Origin of the sequence: Tolypothrix tenuis PCC 7101 (genome assembly GCF_963874875.1) — a bacterium.
In the GTDB taxonomy this organism is placed as follows: domain Bacteria; phylum Cyanobacteriota; class Cyanobacteriia; order Cyanobacteriales; family Nostocaceae; genus Aulosira; species Aulosira tenue.
This window is the reverse complement of the sequence record NZ_CAWNJS010000001.1, coordinates 1,229,236-1,247,125: the sequence shown is the minus strand read 5'-3', so window position 1 is coordinate 1,247,125 and position 17,890 is coordinate 1,229,236. Positions and strand designations below refer to the sequence as shown.

Genomic DNA, 17,890 nt, shown 5'->3' with positions numbered 1-17,890 from the left:
TCTCCCCTGCTCCCTGCTCCCTGCCCCCCTGCCTTACTCATTCCCCAATCCTCAAGTCAAAATCCGCACGTGCGAGCCTTCCTGATTTTTATCAACTTCAATCCGCGCTTGGAAAGCCTCTTTCAAGTGGGGCATATGGGTGACGGTGAGGATACAGGCGAAATCGGAGGCGATCGCATTGATGGCTGCAATTAGGCGATCGCATCCTTCGGCATCCTGTGTACCAAATCCTTCATCGACTATCAACAATTGCAAAGCTGCTCCCGCCCTTTGTGCTAGGAGTTTGGCTAGGGCGAGGCGAATGGCAAAGTTAATTCTAAAAGCTTCACCACCAGAGTAGGTTTCATAGGATCTTGTGCCCCTGGCATCGGCAATTAAAATATCTAAGGTGTCGATTAGCTTGACATTCTTCTTGGTGGATTTACCATTGCGTCCGGCTTTTTGGGTAATAAATTGTACGTGCAGTTGATTGGCGCTGAGTCGTGAAAGTAACTGATTTGTCTCAGCTTCCAACTGTGGCAGCACGTTTTCAATCATTAGTGCTTGGATACCATTTTTACCAAAAGCTTGCGCTAATTCCTGATATACACGTTGTTGCTGTTTAGTGGCTTGTAATTGTTGTTGCTGCTGTTCGTACTGGATTTGCAGTGATTCTAGCTGTACCGCCAACTGTTCCAAACGCCCTAATTTGGCAATTTGTTCGTCGAGTTGTCGTCTGCGAATTTGAAGTTGCTGTTCTAAGGTTTGAATTTGGGCTGTTGGGTTAGCAGTTTCCTCTAATTGCTCGCTAATGCTGTCAATTTGGCTAGCTAGGGTTTGCCGTTCTGCTAATCTCGCAGTTTTGGCTGCTGCCAATTCTTGCGATCGCGTCAGCAGTTGGGGATACTGTTGCTGGGCTGACAGCATTTGTTGATAGCGCAAATGCCAAGCTTGATTTTGCTTGACAGCCAGACGCAATTGATTGTGCTGCTCAGGGCTATAACCTAGTTCTGTAATATAGCGATCGAGGGCGGCTATTTGTTGGGCGCACTCAGAATTTACTTGCTCTTGCTGAATTCTGGTTTGTAATTGGGCGATAGTCGCTTCTAATTCTGGTTTACGTGCGGCTAGTTGAGTTTGCCGCTTAATTGCATCTTTAATCTGCCCTTGTTTAATTTCTGCCCAGCGCCAACGCTCGACTTCGCTACGTGCTAACGCATGGTCTTGCTCATTGTAATTGAGTTTTTGCAGATATTGGTCTAGCTGCTGTAGTTCGGCTTGCTTGTCCGGGGCATAATCACCTAATTGGAGCGATCGCTCTAAATGTTGTTTTTCTGCCGCAATTTGTTGTAACTGTTGTTGAACATCGCTGGTAGCTTCCAACTGGGCGGCTAACTGTCCCCTTTGTTCCCGCAAGGTATCATAACTAGCTAATTGTTGATAAATATCTCTGTATTCTTGCCTAAGGACTTGAATCTCTCTATCGGATACAGCCATCTGTTCGCGGACTACCCAAAATTGCCCTTGTGTATCTTTTAATTCTTCTTCGGTTTTCGATACCACTCGATCCCAGTGATGCTCATCAAGGGGACGTTCGCACAGGGGACAAAGTGCATTCGGAGTCTGGAGCATTTGCAGTTTTTGCTCTAGTTCTCCTAAGAGTTTTTCATAATCTCTTTGATGCGCTTGTAAACGTTCAATAAAATGTCGTCTTTCTTGTCCTTTCTCCTGTACGCGTTGCAAATAAACCCGCTTTTTCTCCAATTCCTCAATTTGAATCGCTACATCCATCACCGCTTGTTGCAGTTGGGGTTGGCGATGTTGCTGGCGTTGGAGTTGATTTTCTGTGGTTACTAGCTGTTCTAAGCGCGCTACCAAACCCGCATGGAATCTATCTATTTGGCTTTGTAAAGTGGCGCGTTGTTGTAACAAAGGAGACACTTGCATTTGCAACTGATCGAAATGCGCTACTCTTTGACGCGCAGCAGTGAGTTGCGCCAAACCAGCTTCTACCTCACCAGATTTAGTCAGGGTTTGCTGAATTTCCCTTTCTTGTTGCTGTAAAGCTTCTAATTGAGCTTGAGCTTGTTGGAGTTGGCGTTCAATTTCATTAATTTGTTTCGTCAGCTGCTGTTGCTTTTGCTGGCGGTTTTGTTGTGCGCGGGTAAATTCTGCAAATTTATTAGCAAAAGCCTCTTCTTGCGATTGTAAGGTTTGATATTGTTGATATCCAGCTTTTATTTCCGCTTCTTGGCTTAATATCTTTTCTAATTCCGCAATTTGGTTTTTAACAGCTAACTGCTCTTGTTGCAGGCGATCGCAATCTTGAGTCAGATTTTGGTATTGTTGTCTTACAAAATTTAGTTGTTCTACTTTTGTTTGGCGTTGGTGCTGTACAACCTGCAAACTTTGTAATTGAATAGTTTCAAAAGCTTGCACTTGTTGCAGTTGATTAAGTTCTGCTTCTAACTCAACTTTTTGCGCTTGCGTTGTTTCACGTTGTTGTAACTGAATTTTAATCGACTCTAAAGAACGTTCCAATTCCTCCACCCGCGCTTTAAACTGACGGGATGATTCCTTAGCGCGTTCTTCCAAATCATCATACTGATTCAGCTTTAATAACTCCGCTAAAATTTCTTTACGTTCCGTCGGGCGCTTCAACATGAATTCATCCGCCCGCCCTTGACGTAAGTAAGCAGAATTAATAAAAGTATCATAATCCAGCTTGATATGTTCTAGAATCAAATCTTGGGTTGCCCTCACTCCTTTGCCAGTCAGAGGACGAAAACCATTAGGCGTTTCGATTTGGAATTCTAAAACACTAGTTCCACTCCGCACGCGGGTGCGAATCACTCGATATTTTTGTTGGTTACTTTGGAAAGTGAAATCAACCCGAACTTCTTTAGAGCCTGTATGAATAACATCATCTTCAGCAGCGGCGCGGCTTTCACCCCAAATCGCCCAAGTGATTGCTTCCAGAAGGGAAGATTTACCCGCACCATTGGAACCACAAATACAAGCTGTATGTAAACCGCGAAAATCTAAAGTTGCATCACGGTAACTGAGAAAATTTTTGAGAATTAGTTGTATTGGGATCATTGAGGCTATTGGGCCACATTTACTTTTAATAATTAACAGTAAAGATGCACTATCTTGTTAGTTTAACTATCTATATATGTTGATTCTAGCCTTGAAGACCTCTATTTTACAAAATTTAACATCATAATCAGCAGTTTTTTGTTGTTGGCTAAAGGATTTTTGTAAAGCGCAAAGAAAAATTAAACTCCTTGCAAGATGCGCCTATATTTACCCCTGTTGGCTAAGAAGAAAGCTAGGTAAGCATATTTACTAGTTGGGAAAGTAGAAGTTTTTGATTTTTGACTTGTTTGACAGTCGAATAAACCGCCAAGTAACGGCAAATTTTCATCGCCTAGTTTAGCTAGGGAGAACTGGCTAAAGCATTTCACATTTACCCAGGAAAATCAAATAAACCTCTGCTTGCGTCGGCTATGCATGGGTAGTAGAGGAGTCGCAACTGCAAATTGAGTTAGCCTTAGCAGTATGGTGAGAGTTGACTAAAATATTTTCCCTTGATGACAAAAAAATTGTAAGTTCCCAGATTTAGCAGCTAGTTTTGTCACATTGTCAAGTCTAATAAAGGCAACTATCAGACAATTTTTTATGCCAAGGTTTTCTAACAATAGTCGGAGCATGGGATTTTGTAATTAATCTTAAAAAATCCCAACCCAGACAAGTCACTATATATAGATGTGGGGTTAATAGTAGTTGGTGAAGGGGGAAAGGTGAAAGGGAAAAGGGAGTAAACCTTTAACTCTTGCCCTCATGCTTTTACCCAAAATGCAATTACCAGTATAAAATACATTACTGATTACTGGAATATAGGAATTCAGATTTGATTTTTGAAAAAATCTCAATACCATGTAGCAAAGCCAGTGCGTTGCCACAGTTGCGTTAAGTTGCTACTAACGCACCCTTGTATATTCAAAGAAGTAGTGAGTTTGGTTCCAATACAGTTCGCATAAAACCAATCTATTGACGTTTAAATTTTGTAGAGACGCGATTTATCGCGTCTCCACAACCCCAACATCATGACGAAAAACTCCTAACCGAACCGTATTGAGTCGAGGTTCAATTTATCTCCAGCATCGGAGAATCAATATCTAAAAGCCAATTTTCATCAACAAATTCTAAATTTTCATTGTAAACAAGAACTAACTCACCAATCTTTTGTTTGTTATTATTTCCTGCTGGTATGACATCAGCTATAAGGCAAAACTTGAGTTCTAAAAATCGTTCTTTATGAGAAACACCGATATAACTGCTAAATAATTCTGCTTCTAGGGTACGAGGTAAGGTAATTGTTTCATAATGTTCATCTTGTTCATCCCAATATCCACAGATTTTATAATCACATTGTTCAAGATGTTCTTGAACAAGAATATTAGCATCTAAACTTTCTAATATTTCGGTTAAATCTCGCCAGACTTGATGATTTTTTAATTCGAGTCTTGCCATAGTACTATGTGTTTAATGTTCTGTTACTAAACCAGGAAAGTGTAATATAACCTCAATAAATTTTGCATGAAATCGGTGGTCGCCACCTTTACCCAATACTTTAGATTTCAAATCGTATCCTACTTCTTGAGATTGTACCAGCCCAACACTACCGCGAGGGGATACTAGTCCTTTGTCAATAGCTTTTAAATGTTTACCCTTCTGATCATATTTTAATCCTAACTTGATTTGTTCGCAGGCAAATGAAACTAACAAGCTGCTGTTGGAAAGATATATAATATCAGGTTCGATATCTGCCCAGTTATCGGGTAAAGCTTCCATTAACTTAATACTGATATATTAAAAGTAAATTTTATTGTATTTAAGTACTCAATTACTAAGATACTCAATATTAATCTTTCACCATTTAGCCTTTTAGTCCAGTAAGAAAATCTATAAAAATCTCAGTTTTCATAACAGAGAACTGATTGATAAGAGTATTCCAGCCAAGAGATATTATGAGAAGAAGACATCGCTAAATGTCTTGATCAAATACTGTATTTATATATTTCCTACGATTTGACTATTTTTGTAATTGCCAGTTTTTTAGCAAATATCAACCTTCAGGAACAATCTGACCACGTTTGCCGTCAGATATCATATATATGTATAGCAAACTAATTAATAGGCGCGTATTAGCAGCATATAACTGCCCAATAGCGATCGCAAATACTACGCGTCTTAGAACTACTTTACCTACGGCATATCCCCATAGACAGGTTTAAAAATATGCTGAAACAATTTCAGTAAATCTGCGTCATTAAAAATCTCTCAGACTTAAACGGAAACCCCTAGTATGACACGCCTTTATCGTTGGAAAACTGGAACTGCTGCACTCATGGCAATGGCAATTACTACAGGTGCGATCGCGCCTTTATTTGCCTCTGCTCCTGCTAGTGCTCAATATAATATTAACCAATCCCGAACAGTTACTATTCCTGCTAATGTAACTTTTCCTGTTACTTACGAAAAAGAAAAAGTAATTGTTAAGCCTGGCGAAAGAATGGATCTAACACTCAAAATCGCGAGCGATATTATCGATAATAACAGGAATGTATTAATTCCTCGGGGAACTGATGTTGTTGGCAGACTAGAACCTGTAAACCTTGGTAGCGTTTATTCTGGTGACAGAAATAATAATAACAATAAACAAGGTGTCAGATTTGTCGCTCAAGAATTAGTATTTTCTTCTGGTCGTCGTCAGCAAATTAGTGCTAGTTCTCGCACATATTCTCAAGTTGAAAGAATCTCTAAAGGAGCTGATACAGGCAGTATTTTAACAGATGCTGCTATTGGCGCTGGTGCTGCAACTTTAATTTCATTGGTTACAGGTAACCGCAAAATTGAAGTTTTAGAACCTATTATTGGTGCGGCGGCTGGTGCTGGAGCCAGTGTACTGCTACGGAAAAACCAAGCTGATGTTTTCGTCTTGCGTCCTGAACAGGATTTAGGTATCACATTAAACTCTAGATTGCTACTATCTCGCTACTAGACTCAACTAACTTTCAGTAGTGAATTCAATCATCCCTAATCTGCGATCGCCACTTTTTATATGTGTGCGATCGCTTAATTTTTAATAGGTCTTTTATCCGGCTAATTCTATTTCATCCGGATGATTTTATTTCGCCTTGAATATAAACAATCAAAACTCAATACTCTACCTTAATGTTTGCTTAGGTTAACCCTTAAATCAAACTATTGGTATTGCAGTTTTTAACTTTATCTAGATGCTTTAATAACAAACTGTGACTTAAGTCACGGTTTTATAAAAAGGCAGAATACTTAGGAACATTAGCATCCATCAATTGTCTAGGTAAGTAACAGAAAAACAAATAAATTATATTGGACTAAAACTCTATGTTTGCTTTAAATCGTTGGCAATCCGGAACAGCTGCATTAATGGCTTTAAGTATTACAACTGCTACAGTAGCACCTTTAATTACAGCTGCTCCTTCCTTTGCTCAAACTACTTTTTCTGATGTTTCTTCTAATTATTGGGCAGCACAATTTATTCAACAATTATCACAAAGAGGAGTAATTGCTGGGTTTCCTGATGGTAGTTTCCGTCCAGAAGAACCAGTTACCCGCGCTCAATTTGCTGCTATGGTTAACAAAGCTTTCCAAAAATCTCCACAACGGCAAGCAATTAACTTTACAGATGTACCCAGCAACTATTGGGCATCTAGTGCTATTCAGCAAGCTTATACCATTGGTTTCTTGTCAGGATATCCCGGTAACCGCTTTGAACCAAACCAAGCAATTCCTCGCCAGCAGGTTCTAGTTTCCCTCGCCAACGGTTTGGAATATAGTCCTAGTAGCAATATTGAAAGCACTCTGCAATATTTCAACGATGCTTCTAATATCGCTGACTACGCCCGCAGTCCGATCGCAGCTGCTACGGAAAAACAAATTGTCGTCAACTATCCCAATGTGAAGTTCCTCAATCCTACTACCACCGCCACAAGAGCGCAGGTAGCAGCGTTTATTTATCAAGCGTTGGTTAGTTCCAATCAAGCCTCTGCTGTTAACTCGCCTTATATTGTGGTGGCTCAATCTACCACACCCACACCTGTAGCAGTCACCATTCCTCAAGGAACTGCTATCCCTGTGAAGTACGATCAGGCGCAAAAAATTCTCGTTACCAAAACTGAGACTGCACCTTTAACCCTAACCGTAGCGCAAAACGTCATTACTCAAGACGGTGTTGTAGTAATTCCGGCTGGTAGTCAGGTAGTTGGTCAAATCAAACCAGCACAAGGCGGTTCTCAATTCGTCGCCCAAAAACTTGTATTGACCAATGGCCAAGAATATCAAGTTAGCGCCACCTCTGAGGTCATTACCAAGACAGAAACCGTCAACAAGGGGACTAGTACAGGAAGCATCATTAAAGATACCGTCCTGGGCGCTGGAGCCGCCGCTGCTGTATCTGCAGTCACAGGCGATCGCGCGATCGCAACAGAAGAAGTTCTCGGTGGCGCTGGTATCGGTGCTTTAATTGGCTTATTCTTCGGCAAGAACAGTGTTGATTTAATTGCTATCGACCCCGACACCGACCTACAAATGACCATCAATCAAAACCTGTTGTTATCGCTCAAATAGTGAAAGGTCAAGGGTCAAGAGTCAAGGGTCAAAGGTTATTTAGTAATTTTGACTCTTGACTCTTGACCCTTGACTGTTGACTAACCTTCAACTTCCGGTAACCAAATAATAAACGTCGTTCCCGGTGCTTTGGGTGAGGCGATGATGGAATTAATTGCAGGGCTAAAAACTTCGATTTTACCCTGCATTTCCTCGATTAACTGTTTAGCGATCGCCAATCCCAAACCTGTACCTGGGATATCTGTTTGCGCCTGTACGCCTCGGTAATGACGTTCGCCAATATGCGCTAAGTCTTCTGGGGGAATTCCCGGGCCAGTATCGCTAATAGCAATTCCTTGTAAATTATCTTGTTCTTGCCCTACTTGAATGAAAATCTTGCCTCCTGTTGGCGTGTATTTCAATGCATTATCGATGATGTTATTTAATACTTCTCGTAATGCTTTAGTGTTGGCACGGACTAAGGGTAAATTTCGAGGAACTTTAGTAATTAGTTGTAAATTTCTTTCTTGAGCAATTGCTTTAGCTGACACTAATAACGGCGCTAATAACTCTGCTAAAGCACAATCAGCTTCTTTTTCTCCTGTTCCTGGTAATAACAAGGGTGGCTTCGTTGGTTCTTTTTGCAGAGTAGCTTCTACTACTTGAGTTTCTGGAAGTGGGAGAGGTGCTAAATCTGCTTCTGACAAATCAACGACCTGATCAAACTGTAGTAATAATTCTTGCAGGCGATCGCTTTCTCGGATGATGTTACCAGCTACATCGCGGTTCGGGTCGCCAGCGCGCAAGCGTTTCATTAGCAGTTTGCCAAAGGTTCTAATTGCTGTTAAGGGGTTACGAAACTGGTGCAAGAGATTATCTAGCAAATCGCGCTGCTGTTCTTGCAAAATCTGTTGTTGTTGCAATTGCTGCTGTAACCAAGCCCGACGTTGATCTAAAATACAAGCGATCGCTAGACTTTGGGCTATGCTTTGAATCTGGCTTTGCTCTTGTTCATTCCATGCCCTGTCTTCTCTACCCGTCACGAGTAACCCCATCATCACACCCTCATGACTTAAGGGTAAAACAATTTGGTTTTCACTCAGTAGGTATTCCTCCGATGCTTCAGAATCCTGTGGCGAAGTTGATGATTCCCCATCATCCGGCAATGTTTGTCCCTGATATTGCGGTAAAGCTAAAACATTGCTGATTTGCTTGTGCTTAGGTGTTTTCACCTCAGCAGTCTCCTCACCCTGCTTTAATATAGCCGTCTCTGGATATACCACTACAGGAATCAGTTTTGCCTCACCTGTAGGAGACCCCACCAATTCTTGTGTTAAGTAGACAACACTTAACGATGCTCCTAGCCCTTGGGTTAACAATGCTATTTGCTCTCGGCATAGAGCAACAAAATCAGAACTGGCAGACATTAACATTTTTCAGATTTTGCTCAAGATTATAGAATTTAAGGGTAAATTAAAGAAGAGGGGAATTTGTTCCTCGCTCATTTAATAAAGCTTAACTAAATCTTCTTACTAATGGTTTGGTTCAGGGAATTATATATTTCCCTAAATTTGATTTGTCTAGCTTTTCACACATTAATTGAGTTGTATCAAAGCCTTAAAAACGGTTGATTTTTTGAACTAGAACCTATATAATTACGACGGATTTTGTAGCTATCACTACAATCTATAGCTTGAAAGAGGAGGAAAATAGGTTGGCAAGGAGACGGAAGCGGAAAAGTCGTCGTCGCCAAGAAGGGCGGCGAATCCTAGAACATGTGCCTCAATATAGCATCGAGAGTGGCGAAGAAAAGCCTGTGACAGCAGCAAGAAAATTTATTCAAGCTGAAGGTATCGCGCCACCTGCATTGCTACTAGTAAAACGTAATGAACACACTACAGACCGTTATTTCTGGGCAGAAAAAGGTTTGTTTGGTGCTCAATACGTTGAAGAAAACCATTTCTTGTTTCCCAGCCTTAGGACTTTAGAATCTCCTACTGGTCAGGAAGCATTGGCTTTAGCTGGTCGCTAAACTATCAGTGGTTATCTTACGCATTTTATGCGACTTCTGACAATCATTTAACTGGCAAAATTGCTCTGGTTATGCAAAAATTCCAATTTCTTTTAAGTTTGTAGCTGATTTGCCAGGAGAGATTTTCAAACCATACTTGTTTGCATAGGTTGGTTGATCATCGCATGATATAGAAAGAAGCCAGCATAGGGCAAAAAGTATCTACAAGCGGGAGCGAAATTGTGCGTTCATTCGGTAGATTGCTCAGGACGCTCTTTCAAAAGATATAGAATATTCCCTACGACTCTACCTCGTAGGGAATATTCATAACTTCTAGCTTGTATATTCAACTGTTAAAACTCTTTTTCCGGAAAAGATTGGATATGATGCAGCATCTCATAATTGTGAGAGGTGCAAAAAATTCCAAAAAAATCAAAATTTATTTAAATGGTTTTAACTGTAAAGCCTTCTGCAACTCTGTGAGTTCGTCACGATGGCCAGTCACAGTAATTGTACTTGAGGAGTGTTGCTGATTCGGGATAGTTTCCAGTTTGAGCGACACCTTCTCAAGTCTTCCAGCTTTTTGCCAATAAAAAATACCACTCAAAGGGGACAGCAGAATTAACCCCAAAAACAGAGTCCCAAAACTCGGAAAAAGTATTGCCAAAACCAGTGACAAACAAAGTAAACCAATAGCTGCTAACAGCGTCAAAAACACTGCTAAAAACCAGCTTGGTTGCACAAACCCTTCAAAAGTCACTTGGTTTTGTTCTCGGTCTAGCGCTGCCACTCGATAAGACCGAGAGCGAAAATACTCTTGTAATTGAGGCATCAAACTAGCTTCATCTTGTTCAGATATCAGTTGCGCTGTCTGCGTGCGTTCTTTAGTGGAAGCACGAATAAAGAAAAACAGCCCAACCGATAACAATAAGGTCAGTAGGAACGTTGATGGCAGAATAGCAGTATCCATAACTAAAAAAGTACTATTTGATTGGAGGAGACTTATTCATTTCATTCTCAATATCTAATTATTCGTTAATTTGTTCTCGGATTGATGTACTCTAGCCAAAGCTGGGCTAATTCTTGTGATTGAACCTGCCATTCTGGAGAAACTTGATACATCCGCCTTGGGCGGCCCCGCCCTTCAAGCTTCTTCCAATACCCAGTTATTGCCCTTTGGTCTTCGAGAAATTTAATTGCACTGTACAGTACGGTATCCGAAAGCCGATAGGTAGGATATTCATTCTCCAAGCGCTGGATCAACTCGGTTCCGTATGATTCACCTTGTAGTAAAACGTACAGAATGTAACAAACTGCTAGTTCCTGACAGAGGTAAGTTGGCGGAGGATTTTCAAAGAAATGATATATATCCTCAAGTTTCATGGTTAGTGGATGGCTAAAAAATGCCTTAAGGTGAGATCTACAATGCTTGTAGTCAGTATATACTGATACTCCGGCACTTGTACCAGTATCTAAAGCTACTTAGGCGAAATTTTCAAAGCGTAAACATTAAACGATAACCCACGTTCTTGACAGTTGTGGGACGAGTGTGTGAGTTCAGGAACGCAGGATTTTACGTTCCTATCCAAGCTCAAGACGGTGTGGTGAGGAGCAATTTAAGATATTGACAAAGCCAACATCTTTGTGTCAAGTGATGCCGAGCTGGTTAGAACTGCTGTAGCAATAAGATGCCATCGAAGAAATTTTACAGGTAAAATGCAGTTTTGTCTGTAAAAAGTTAATAAACACTTTTTTTACAATAAATTTACCAGTGCAGACCTTAGAATATGGGGTTGGGGACTGGGGACTTAGCAGGGCAAGGGGGCAGGGAGCAGGGGGGAAATTCTTAATTTCCATTACCGATTACCAATTACCAATTATCGATTACCCAATGCCCAATGCCCCATGCCCAATTTTTATGCAGCGCCTAGATAATTCGTTACCAGTATGTCACAAAATCCTGACGCAACATCGTCTTCTAATATTCGGGCAATTGGCCAAAAGTTCCGGCTGACAGGTTGGATTAGTTTTTGGATACAGTTAGTACTAGGTGTAGTTTCTGGTGTAATTCTGTTACTATTTGCAATTTCTAGCCAAAGGCCTGGTAGCTCAGGTAATAATGCCGGAGCAGGATTTGGTATCTTTTTGGCTATTTGTGGGTTAGTCTCCTTGGGTGTAGGTATTTATTTAGCTTTTCGTTATACCAGACTAGGCGCTCAACTACTATCGGCTAATCCCAATAACCGACCGCGTAAAAGCGAAACTATACAAGTTTTGCGCTTAGGAGTAATGGTGAGTTTAGTAGGAATATTATTAACTCTGTTAGGCGCACAGGCTATTGTCGGAACGTTAGCAGCCAGGGCAATTACCCAAACTCAATTTTTATTTTCTCCTCAAGGCAACCAACCATTTATCAGCGGCTTGGATATGTTTGTTGTTCAAGCTAACACAAACACAGTCATGGCTCACTTTGGCGGACTAGTAGCCTCACTTTGGCTGCTGAATAGGATTAATAAACCTTAAATAGGGCATAGGGCATTGGGCATGGGGGATTGGTAATCGGTAATTGGTAATGGAAATGAAGAATTTCCCCCCTGCTCCCTGCTCCCTGCCCCCTTGCCCTGCTAAGTCCCCATTCCCCAATTTAATTAAATTTTGTATTACAAATCCTGTTATGTCGCACCAAAATCAGGATATGCTGATGTGTTGGCAGAAGATACTAGGCAAAAAATAAAAGAAAAATCTGTGCTGGATATTAAGCAAATAAGGGAAAATCCCCAACTAGTTGAAGAACGCTTGAATAGTCGTAGTGGTAAATACGATATTCAAGCAATATTGCAGTTAGATCAAAAACAACGGGAACTGGAAGTTACACGTAATCAACTCCAAGCCCGCAGCAACGAAGTTGGTAAAATTGTTGGGCAAAAGATTAAATCTGGAACCAATCCTCAGTCTCCAGAAATTCAATCTTTGCGGGATGAGGGGAACGCTATTAAAACTCAATTGAGCGAACTTGAACCGCAAGAAAAAGCCCTAAAAGCTGAAATTGAGCAACTAGTACTTGCACTCCCTAATTTGCCTAGCGATTCCACACCGATTGGCAAAAGTGAAGAAGAGAATGTAGAAGTCCGGCGTTGGGGTGATGAGTATATTCCGCAAAATGAGAATATTTTGCCTCACTGGGAAATTGGCGAAAAGCTCGGTATTCTGAATGTGGCGCGGGCTGTGAAAGTTGCCCAAAGTCGGTTTGTGAACTTGATAGGTGCTGGCGCAGCGCTGGAAAGGGCATTAATTCAATTTATGCTAGCGCGTCAGACTGAGGCTGGTTATGTAGAAGTCAGTCCACCGATTTTGGTAAATACAGAATCTATGACTGCTACTGGTCAGTTACCAAAGTTTGCGGAAGAAAGCTTTAAATGTGCCGATGATGACTTGTGGCTAATTCCCACCGCAGAAGTTCCAGTTACTAACCTCTACCGGGGAGAAATTCTCACGGCGGAAGAATTGCCTATCTACCATTGCGCTTATACTCCCTGTTTTCGTCGGGAAGCTGGGAGTTATGGGCGAGATATGCGGGGACTAATTCGCCTGCATCAATTCAATAAAGTGGAGTTGGTGAAATTTGTTCATCCCAGCACTTCGTTTGATGAACTAGAAAAACTGGTGGGAAATGCAGAAGCAATTTTACAAGCTTTGAAATTACCTTACCGTGTGATTAATTTATGTACTGGGGATTTGGGATTTTCTTCTACTAAAACCTACGATTTAGAGGTTTGGTTACCTTCTTCTGGCAAATATCGGGAGATTTCTAGTTGTTCCAATTTTGTTGACTTCCAAGCACGAAGGGCTGATATTCGCTTTAAAGAAGCAGGAAAGAAAGGTACTCAGTACTTGCATACCTTAAATGGTTCGGGCTTGGCTGTAGGAAGAACAATGGCAGCAATTTTGGAGAATTACCAACAACCAGATGGGACGGTACGCATACCAGAAGTGTTGCAACCTTATTTAGGGCGTGAGGTGTTGTAGTTATTTGTCATTTGTCATTTGTCATTTGTACAGCTAGTTTGGGCGATGCGTTACGGCTAAACACTGAATTATTCGTTAGGAAATCTATATTGATCGAGCCGTAACACATCCTACAGGATTTAATTGCCTCCACAAGAGTTGAATAATTTTTGTGGGGGTAATTCCTATTGGCTTATAACCATTGGCTAATATTTGGCGATCGCAAGATGGAAATTGTTCAATTCAGACGATTTACTGCCAGTGCTAGCCAGTGACACATTTTAGAATGGAGATAGGTATATAGCTTAATATCTTGTTTGATCTATGTCAGTTTTAGCAGCGATCGCAGTTTTGGCTGTTTTGATCTTGGTACACGAACTAGGACATTTCATTGCAGCACGTTCTCAGGGCATTCATGTTAATCGGTTTTCGTTAGGTTTTGGCCCGGTTCTTTGGAAATACCAAGGTTCAGAAACCGAATATGCTATCCGCGCTTTTCCTTTAGGTGGCTTTGTCGGCTTTCCCGATGACGATCCAGATAGCGATATTCCCCCCAATGACCCAAATCTGCTGCGTAATCGTCCTATATTAGATCGGGCGATCGTGATTAGTGCAGGTGTCATTGCCAATTTAATATTCGCCTATTTACTTTTAGTGGGACAGGTGAGTGTTGTTGGTGTGGGACAAGCTAGCCAACCCGGTGTATTAATTCAACAGCTAGCCCCAGAAGTTAGTTCTGTAGCCGCGAAGGCAGGAATTAAACCAGGAGATGTGATCGTAGCGGCTAATCAAAGGCAATTTGGTACTTCTTTACAAGAAATAGACGCTTTTAGAGAATTAATTAAAACTAGTGCAGGTAAATCAGTTCAGTTAGAAATTGCCCGAGGCGATGAAAAAGTGACTGTCAATGTCACTCCAGATGCCAAACCTAGCGGCGGTACAATTGGCATTGGACTTTCTCCCAATGGTAAAGTTGAGCGTCGCCGTGTTGCTAATCCCATCGAAGCGTTGAGTGTTGGTGCTACTGAATTTCAACGCATTGTGGTAATGACATTCAAAGGTTTTGGACAACTAATTACTAACTTTGGGGAAACTGCTGGACAGGTAGCCGGGCCAATTAAAATTGTGGAAATTGGCGCTAATATTGCCCAAAATGATACCGGTAGTTTGTTCTTCTTTGCGGCACTGATCAGTATTAACTTAGCAATTATCAACATTTTGCCTCTACCTGCTTTAGATGGTGGACAGTTGGCGTTTCTGTTGATTGAAGGTGTGCGCGGTAAACCATTACCTAGCCGCATTCAAGAAAGTGTTATGCAAACTGGTTTGGTGCTACTGTTAGGACTAGGTATCTTTCTCATCGTTAAAGAAACTACCCAATTAACAATCCAGTTGGAGTGGGTACAAAAACTGTTCCAGTGACCATTACGCGTAAAGCCTTATCTAAGAAGCAACGGGCGCTTGAAATTTTAAATCGCCTGAAGCATCTTTACCCAGATGCAACTTGCTCTTTGAACTACTCAACACCTGTACAACTTTTAGTAGCAACAATTCTCTCCGCACAGTGTACAGATGAGCGGGTAAATAAAGTCACACCAGCTTTGTTTGCTCGCTTTCCCGATGCTGCGAGTTTAGCCAATGCTGAATTAGCAGAGTTAGAAGATTTGGTACGTTCTACAGGGTTTTATCGCAATAAGGCTAAGAATATTCAAGCTGCCTGTAGAATGATTGTCTCTGAGTTTAACTCTGTTGTTCCTAACCAAATGGAACAGCTGTTAAAGCTTCCTGGTGTAGCGCGGAAAACGGCTAATGTAGTTTTGGCTCATGCTTATGGCATTAATGCCGGGGTAACGGTCGATACTCACGTTAAGCGACTGAGCAATCACCTGGGTTTAACAAAACATACAGACCCAGTCCGCATTGAGCAAGATTTAATGAAATTATTGCCTCAACCAGATTGGGAAAATTGGTCAATTCGGCTAATTTATCACGGACGCGCTATCTGTAAAGCCCGTTCCCCTATATGTATCGCTTGTGAATTAGCAGATTTATGCCCAGACGCAAATAAGCCAGCGGCCTTAGGTTAAGCTATAATAGCAGCCCTATTGCTAGAAAGGCCAAATGCCTGTGCTAACTGTAGAATGGGAAATGCTGTCTTTAAATAAATTCGAGAAAGTATGGCAAAGAAGAGCATGATTGAGCGCGAGAAAAAACGCGCTAAGTTGGTAGAAAAGTACGCTGAAAAGCGTGAAGCGTTGATGAGCGACTTTGAAAGCGCTGAATCTCCACTGGAAAAGCTAGAAATTCACCGCAAAATTCAACAACTACCCCGCAACAGCGCACCTAACCGTCGCCGCAATCGTTGCTGGGTCACAGGTCGTCCCAGAGGCGTTTATCGTGACTTTGGTCTGTCTCGGAACGTCCTGCGGGAATGGGCGCACGAAGGACTTTTACCTGGCGTGGTTAAGTCTAGCTGGTAGTCAAGAGTCAAGAGTCAAGAGTCAAGAGTCAAGAGTCAAGAGTCAAGAGTCAAGAGAAAACTTTTGACTGTGGACTTTTGACCGTGGACTTTCTTTATTGACCACAACACCGATCGATTCCCAAACTTTCTAAGAGTAGATCGCTGACAGCGTTAGCGATCGCAAACTCTCCATAAAAGCTTTTAGAAAAATCAAACGCTTGCATCTCTGTGACAATGGCAATTACCAGAGAACCAAGGTCGTTTTCTCCTTCCATGCGTTGGCGCATAAAAATCTGGGCGGCGCGTTGAGCAATCTTTTGATTGACAATTTCTGGCAGAAATTCTGCATCCAGCCACCGCAGCAGGCGTTGTTGTAACCATTCGCCTTCAAGCTGGGGATTTTCTGATGGTGGTAGGGTGATAGGTGGAATTGGTTCTGTCATTTTTTTTTAAACGCAGAGGGAGAGGGACGCAAAGGAACGCAAAGGATGACTGTTAACATCGAATAGCGTTCGGAATATGAGTTTTTGAATTGTGATCTTCACTATGGAATATGATATCGCTGCTATTATTCAGGGTTATGCTCAAGGCTATTTTCTCATGGCTGATGATAGTCAGGGATTGGGCTGGTATGGTAGTCGCGATCGCACATTAATTCCCTTAGATGAAAGATTTCGCTATCCTAAATCTTTGCGGCGTGTTTTGAATCAAGAAAGGTTTACAGTGGCAATTAACCGTGATTTTAAAGCGGTAGTGGCTGGGTGTGCTAACCGCGAGACAACTTGGATTTCGCCGGAATTAGAAAAGATTTATTGGCTTTTGTATCAGAATGGTTACGCTTTTAGCTTTGAAACTTGGCAAGGTGACGAACTTGCTGGGGGAATTTTAGGAATTGCGATCGCAGGTGCTTTTATTGGCGAATCCATGTTTTATCGCATTCCCGAAGGCTCAAAGGTAGCAATGGTGAAATTAGTAGAGAGATTGCGCCAGAATAAATTTTTGCTGTTTGATGCACAAATGATGAATCCGCATTTAGAACGATTTGGTGCTTATCGCATTAATGATGAAGAATATCAAGCCCTACTACACAAAGCGTTGCAAAGTCCCTGTAGTTTAGTATAAAAAAGAGCCTGATAGAACTAGATGAAGGGCTGCGAACAGTTCTGTATTTGTAGGTGCGATCGCCTTTTATTTGCACTTGAATAATCAGGCTGGAGTCACTAGCTATGGAAATTGTCACTAAAAGATTTCTGCTGCGAGACTTTATTACAGAAGATGAGCCTGCATTTTTCGCCTATCACACCGATCCAAGGTATGCTGAATTCTGTTCGCCGGAAGAAGTAGCACCCAATTATACACGTGAGCTTTTTTATCTGTTTCGTCAGTGGGCAAATGAACATCCGCGTATCAATTATCAGCTTGCCATTGTTGAACGTTTCAAATCTCAAGAATTGATCGGTTGTTGTGGACTGCGCCGAGAAAATTACAGTTCTGAACAGGCGGAATTAGGGATAGAATTAGCACCTAAATTCTGGGGGCGTTACGCATACGCAATTGAAGTGGCGAAAGCGATGATTGATTTTGGATTTCAGAATCTAGATTTAAAACAGATTCGAGGTATTACTGTCAGTGCAAATTTGCGGATTGCGCGTTTAGCACTCCGATATGGATTTGTAATAATTGGCACAATTCCTAGCCCAGATTGGATGCGTGAACGCGGCTGGAGTCAAACTGAATGGCTGTTGACCAGAGAATCTTGGGAAAATTGAGCAAAATTTTAA

Annotated in this window: 17 protein-coding genes; 10 read left to right on the top strand and 7 right to left on the bottom strand. The window is 41.5% G+C overall.

Annotated elements, in window-relative coordinates:
• Window positions 1–51: 51 nt before the first annotated feature.
• The 3 genes from sbcC to AACU25_RS05020 all read right to left on the bottom strand — a co-directional run bounded on the left by sbcC (window position 52) and on the right by AACU25_RS05020 (window position 4,836).
• Entirely contained in the window at window positions 52–3,078 is a 3,027-nt protein-coding gene (gene sbcC, locus AACU25_RS05030) for an exonuclease subunit SbcC (protein ID WP_096574179.1), read from the bottom strand.
• Window positions 3,079–4,128: 1,050 nt separating this feature from the next.
• The gene (locus AACU25_RS05025) at window positions 4,129–4,515 is read right to left on the bottom strand and encodes a hypothetical protein (RefSeq protein ID WP_096574178.1); all 387 of its coding nucleotides are present in this window, start codon (window positions 4,513–4,515) and stop codon (window positions 4,129–4,131) included.
• A 12-nt stretch (window positions 4,516–4,527) separates the two neighbouring features.
• Entirely contained in the window at window positions 4,528–4,836 is a 309-nt protein-coding gene (locus AACU25_RS05020) for a hypothetical protein (protein ID WP_096574177.1), read from the bottom strand.
• A gap of 514 nt (window positions 4,837–5,350) precedes the next feature.
• Here AACU25_RS05020 and AACU25_RS05015 point away from each other — a divergent pair.
• Together AACU25_RS05015 and AACU25_RS05010 are read left to right on the top strand one after the other, a co-directional pair.
• Window positions 5,351–6,046: a conjugal transfer protein TrbI gene (locus AACU25_RS05015; RefSeq protein ID WP_096574176.1), complete on the top strand. Its 696-nt coding sequence runs from the start codon at window positions 5,351–5,353 to the stop codon at window positions 6,044–6,046.
• A gap of 365 nt (window positions 6,047–6,411) precedes the next feature.
• Entirely contained in the window at window positions 6,412–7,653 is a 1,242-nt protein-coding gene (locus AACU25_RS05010) for an S-layer homology domain-containing protein (RefSeq protein WP_096574175.1), read from the top strand.
• 80 nt (window positions 7,654–7,733) lie between these two features.
• Here the strand turns inward: AACU25_RS05010 and AACU25_RS05005 are convergent, their stop codons facing one another.
• Entirely contained in the window at window positions 7,734–9,065 is a 1,332-nt protein-coding gene (locus AACU25_RS05005) for a GAF domain-containing sensor histidine kinase (RefSeq protein WP_096574174.1), read from the bottom strand.
• A 281-nt stretch (window positions 9,066–9,346) separates the two neighbouring features.
• Between AACU25_RS05005 and AACU25_RS05000 the strand changes: the two genes are divergently transcribed.
• Entirely contained in the window at window positions 9,347–9,664 is a 318-nt protein-coding gene (locus tag AACU25_RS05000; RefSeq protein WP_045872584.1) for a DUF3155 domain-containing protein, read from the top strand.
• Window positions 9,665–10,082: 418 nt separating this feature from the next.
• Here AACU25_RS05000 and AACU25_RS04995 read toward each other — a convergent pair whose 3' ends face one another.
• Window positions 10,083–10,613: a cofactor assembly of complex C subunit B gene (locus AACU25_RS04995; protein ID WP_045872585.1), complete on the bottom strand. Its 531-nt coding sequence runs from the start codon at window positions 10,611–10,613 to the stop codon at window positions 10,083–10,085.
• A gap of 65 nt (window positions 10,614–10,678) precedes the next feature.
• A complete protein-coding gene (locus AACU25_RS04990) occupies window positions 10,679–11,026 on the bottom strand; it encodes a PadR family transcriptional regulator (protein WP_096574173.1) in 348 nt (115 codons plus the stop codon).
• Window positions 11,027–11,590: 564 nt separating this feature from the next.
• Between AACU25_RS04990 and AACU25_RS04985 the strand changes: the two genes are divergently transcribed.
• The 5 genes from AACU25_RS04985 (at window position 11,591) to rpsN (ending at window position 16,128) form a co-directional block, all read left to right on the top strand.
• Complete coding sequence (locus tag AACU25_RS04985; protein WP_096574172.1) at window positions 11,591–12,166, top strand: DUF3611 family protein; 576 nt, start codon at window positions 11,591–11,593, stop codon at window positions 12,164–12,166.
• 222 nt (window positions 12,167–12,388) lie between these two features.
• On the top strand, window positions 12,389–13,669 hold the full coding sequence (gene serS / locus AACU25_RS04980; protein ID WP_096583507.1) for a serine--tRNA ligase: 1,281 nt from the start codon (window positions 12,389–12,391) through the stop codon (window positions 13,667–13,669).
• Window positions 13,670–13,972: 303 nt separating this feature from the next.
• A complete protein-coding gene (rseP, locus tag AACU25_RS04975; RefSeq protein ID WP_096574171.1) occupies window positions 13,973–15,070 on the top strand; it encodes an RIP metalloprotease RseP in 1,098 nt (365 codons plus the stop codon).
• On the top strand, window positions 15,046–15,735 hold the full coding sequence (nth, locus tag AACU25_RS04970) for an endonuclease III (RefSeq protein WP_096574170.1): 690 nt from the start codon (window positions 15,046–15,048) through the stop codon (window positions 15,733–15,735). Before rseP ends, nth begins: the two co-directional genes overlap by 25 nt.
• A gap of 90 nt (window positions 15,736–15,825) precedes the next feature.
• Window positions 15,826–16,128, top strand: coding sequence for a 30S ribosomal protein S14 (rpsN, locus tag AACU25_RS04965; RefSeq protein WP_096574169.1), 303 nt, complete (start codon window positions 15,826–15,828; stop codon window positions 16,126–16,128).
• A 94-nt stretch (window positions 16,129–16,222) separates the two neighbouring features.
• On the opposite strand, the gene AACU25_RS04960 is transcribed toward rpsN, so the two are convergent.
• Entirely contained in the window at window positions 16,223–16,552 is a 330-nt protein-coding gene (locus tag AACU25_RS04960) for a hypothetical protein (RefSeq protein WP_045872727.1), read from the bottom strand.
• Window positions 16,553–16,655: 103 nt separating this feature from the next.
• On the opposite strand from AACU25_RS04960, the gene aat reads away from it, so the two are divergent.
• Both aat and AACU25_RS04950 read left to right on the top strand, forming a co-directional pair.
• Window positions 16,656–17,231 carry a leucyl/phenylalanyl-tRNA--protein transferase gene (aat, locus tag AACU25_RS04955; RefSeq protein WP_096574168.1) on the top strand — a complete coding sequence of 192 codons (576 nt, stop codon included), beginning with the start codon at window positions 16,656–16,658 and terminating at the stop codon, window positions 17,229–17,231.
• Window positions 17,232–17,335: 104 nt separating this feature from the next.
• On the top strand, window positions 17,336–17,878 hold the full coding sequence (locus AACU25_RS04950; RefSeq protein WP_096574167.1) for a GNAT family N-acetyltransferase: 543 nt from the start codon (window positions 17,336–17,338) through the stop codon (window positions 17,876–17,878).
• The last annotated feature ends 12 nt before the right edge of the window (window positions 17,879–17,890 follow it).

Bases quoted from the DNA above. Each gene is read 5' to 3' on its own strand.
- AACU25_RS05015 (WP_096574176.1), top strand. From the start codon at position 5,351: ATGACACGCCTTTATCGTTGGAAAACTGGAACTGCTGCACTCATGGCA.
- AACU25_RS05005 (WP_096574174.1), bottom strand. From the start codon at position 9,065: ATGTTAATGTCTGCCAGTTCTGATTTTGTTGCTCTATGCCGAGAGCAA.
- AACU25_RS05025 (WP_096574178.1), bottom strand. From the start codon at position 4,515: ATGGCAAGACTCGAATTAAAAAATCATCAAGTCTGGCGAGATTTAACC.
- rseP (WP_096574171.1), top strand. From the start codon at position 13,973: ATGTCAGTTTTAGCAGCGATCGCAGTTTTGGCTGTTTTGATCTTGGTA.
- AACU25_RS04985 (WP_096574172.1), top strand. From the start codon at position 11,591: ATGTCACAAAATCCTGACGCAACATCGTCTTCTAATATTCGGGCAATT.
- AACU25_RS04950 (WP_096574167.1), top strand. From the start codon at position 17,336: ATGGAAATTGTCACTAAAAGATTTCTGCTGCGAGACTTTATTACAGAA.
- AACU25_RS04995 (WP_045872585.1), bottom strand. From the start codon at position 10,613: ATGGATACTGCTATTCTGCCATCAACGTTCCTACTGACCTTATTGTTA.
- aat (WP_096574168.1), top strand. From the start codon at position 16,656: ATGGAATATGATATCGCTGCTATTATTCAGGGTTATGCTCAAGGCTAT.
- AACU25_RS05020 (WP_096574177.1), bottom strand. From the start codon at position 4,836: ATGGAAGCTTTACCCGATAACTGGGCAGATATCGAACCTGATATTATA.
- AACU25_RS05010 (WP_096574175.1), top strand. From the start codon at position 6,412: ATGTTTGCTTTAAATCGTTGGCAATCCGGAACAGCTGCATTAATGGCT.
- AACU25_RS04960 (WP_045872727.1), bottom strand. From the start codon at position 16,552: ATGACAGAACCAATTCCACCTATCACCCTACCACCATCAGAAAATCCC.
- sbcC (WP_096574179.1), bottom strand. From the start codon at position 3,078: ATGATCCCAATACAACTAATTCTCAAAAATTTTCTCAGTTACCGTGAT.
- AACU25_RS04990 (WP_096574173.1), bottom strand. From the start codon at position 11,026: ATGAAACTTGAGGATATATATCATTTCTTTGAAAATCCTCCGCCAACT.
- rpsN (WP_096574169.1), top strand. From the start codon at position 15,826: ATGGCAAAGAAGAGCATGATTGAGCGCGAGAAAAAACGCGCTAAGTTG.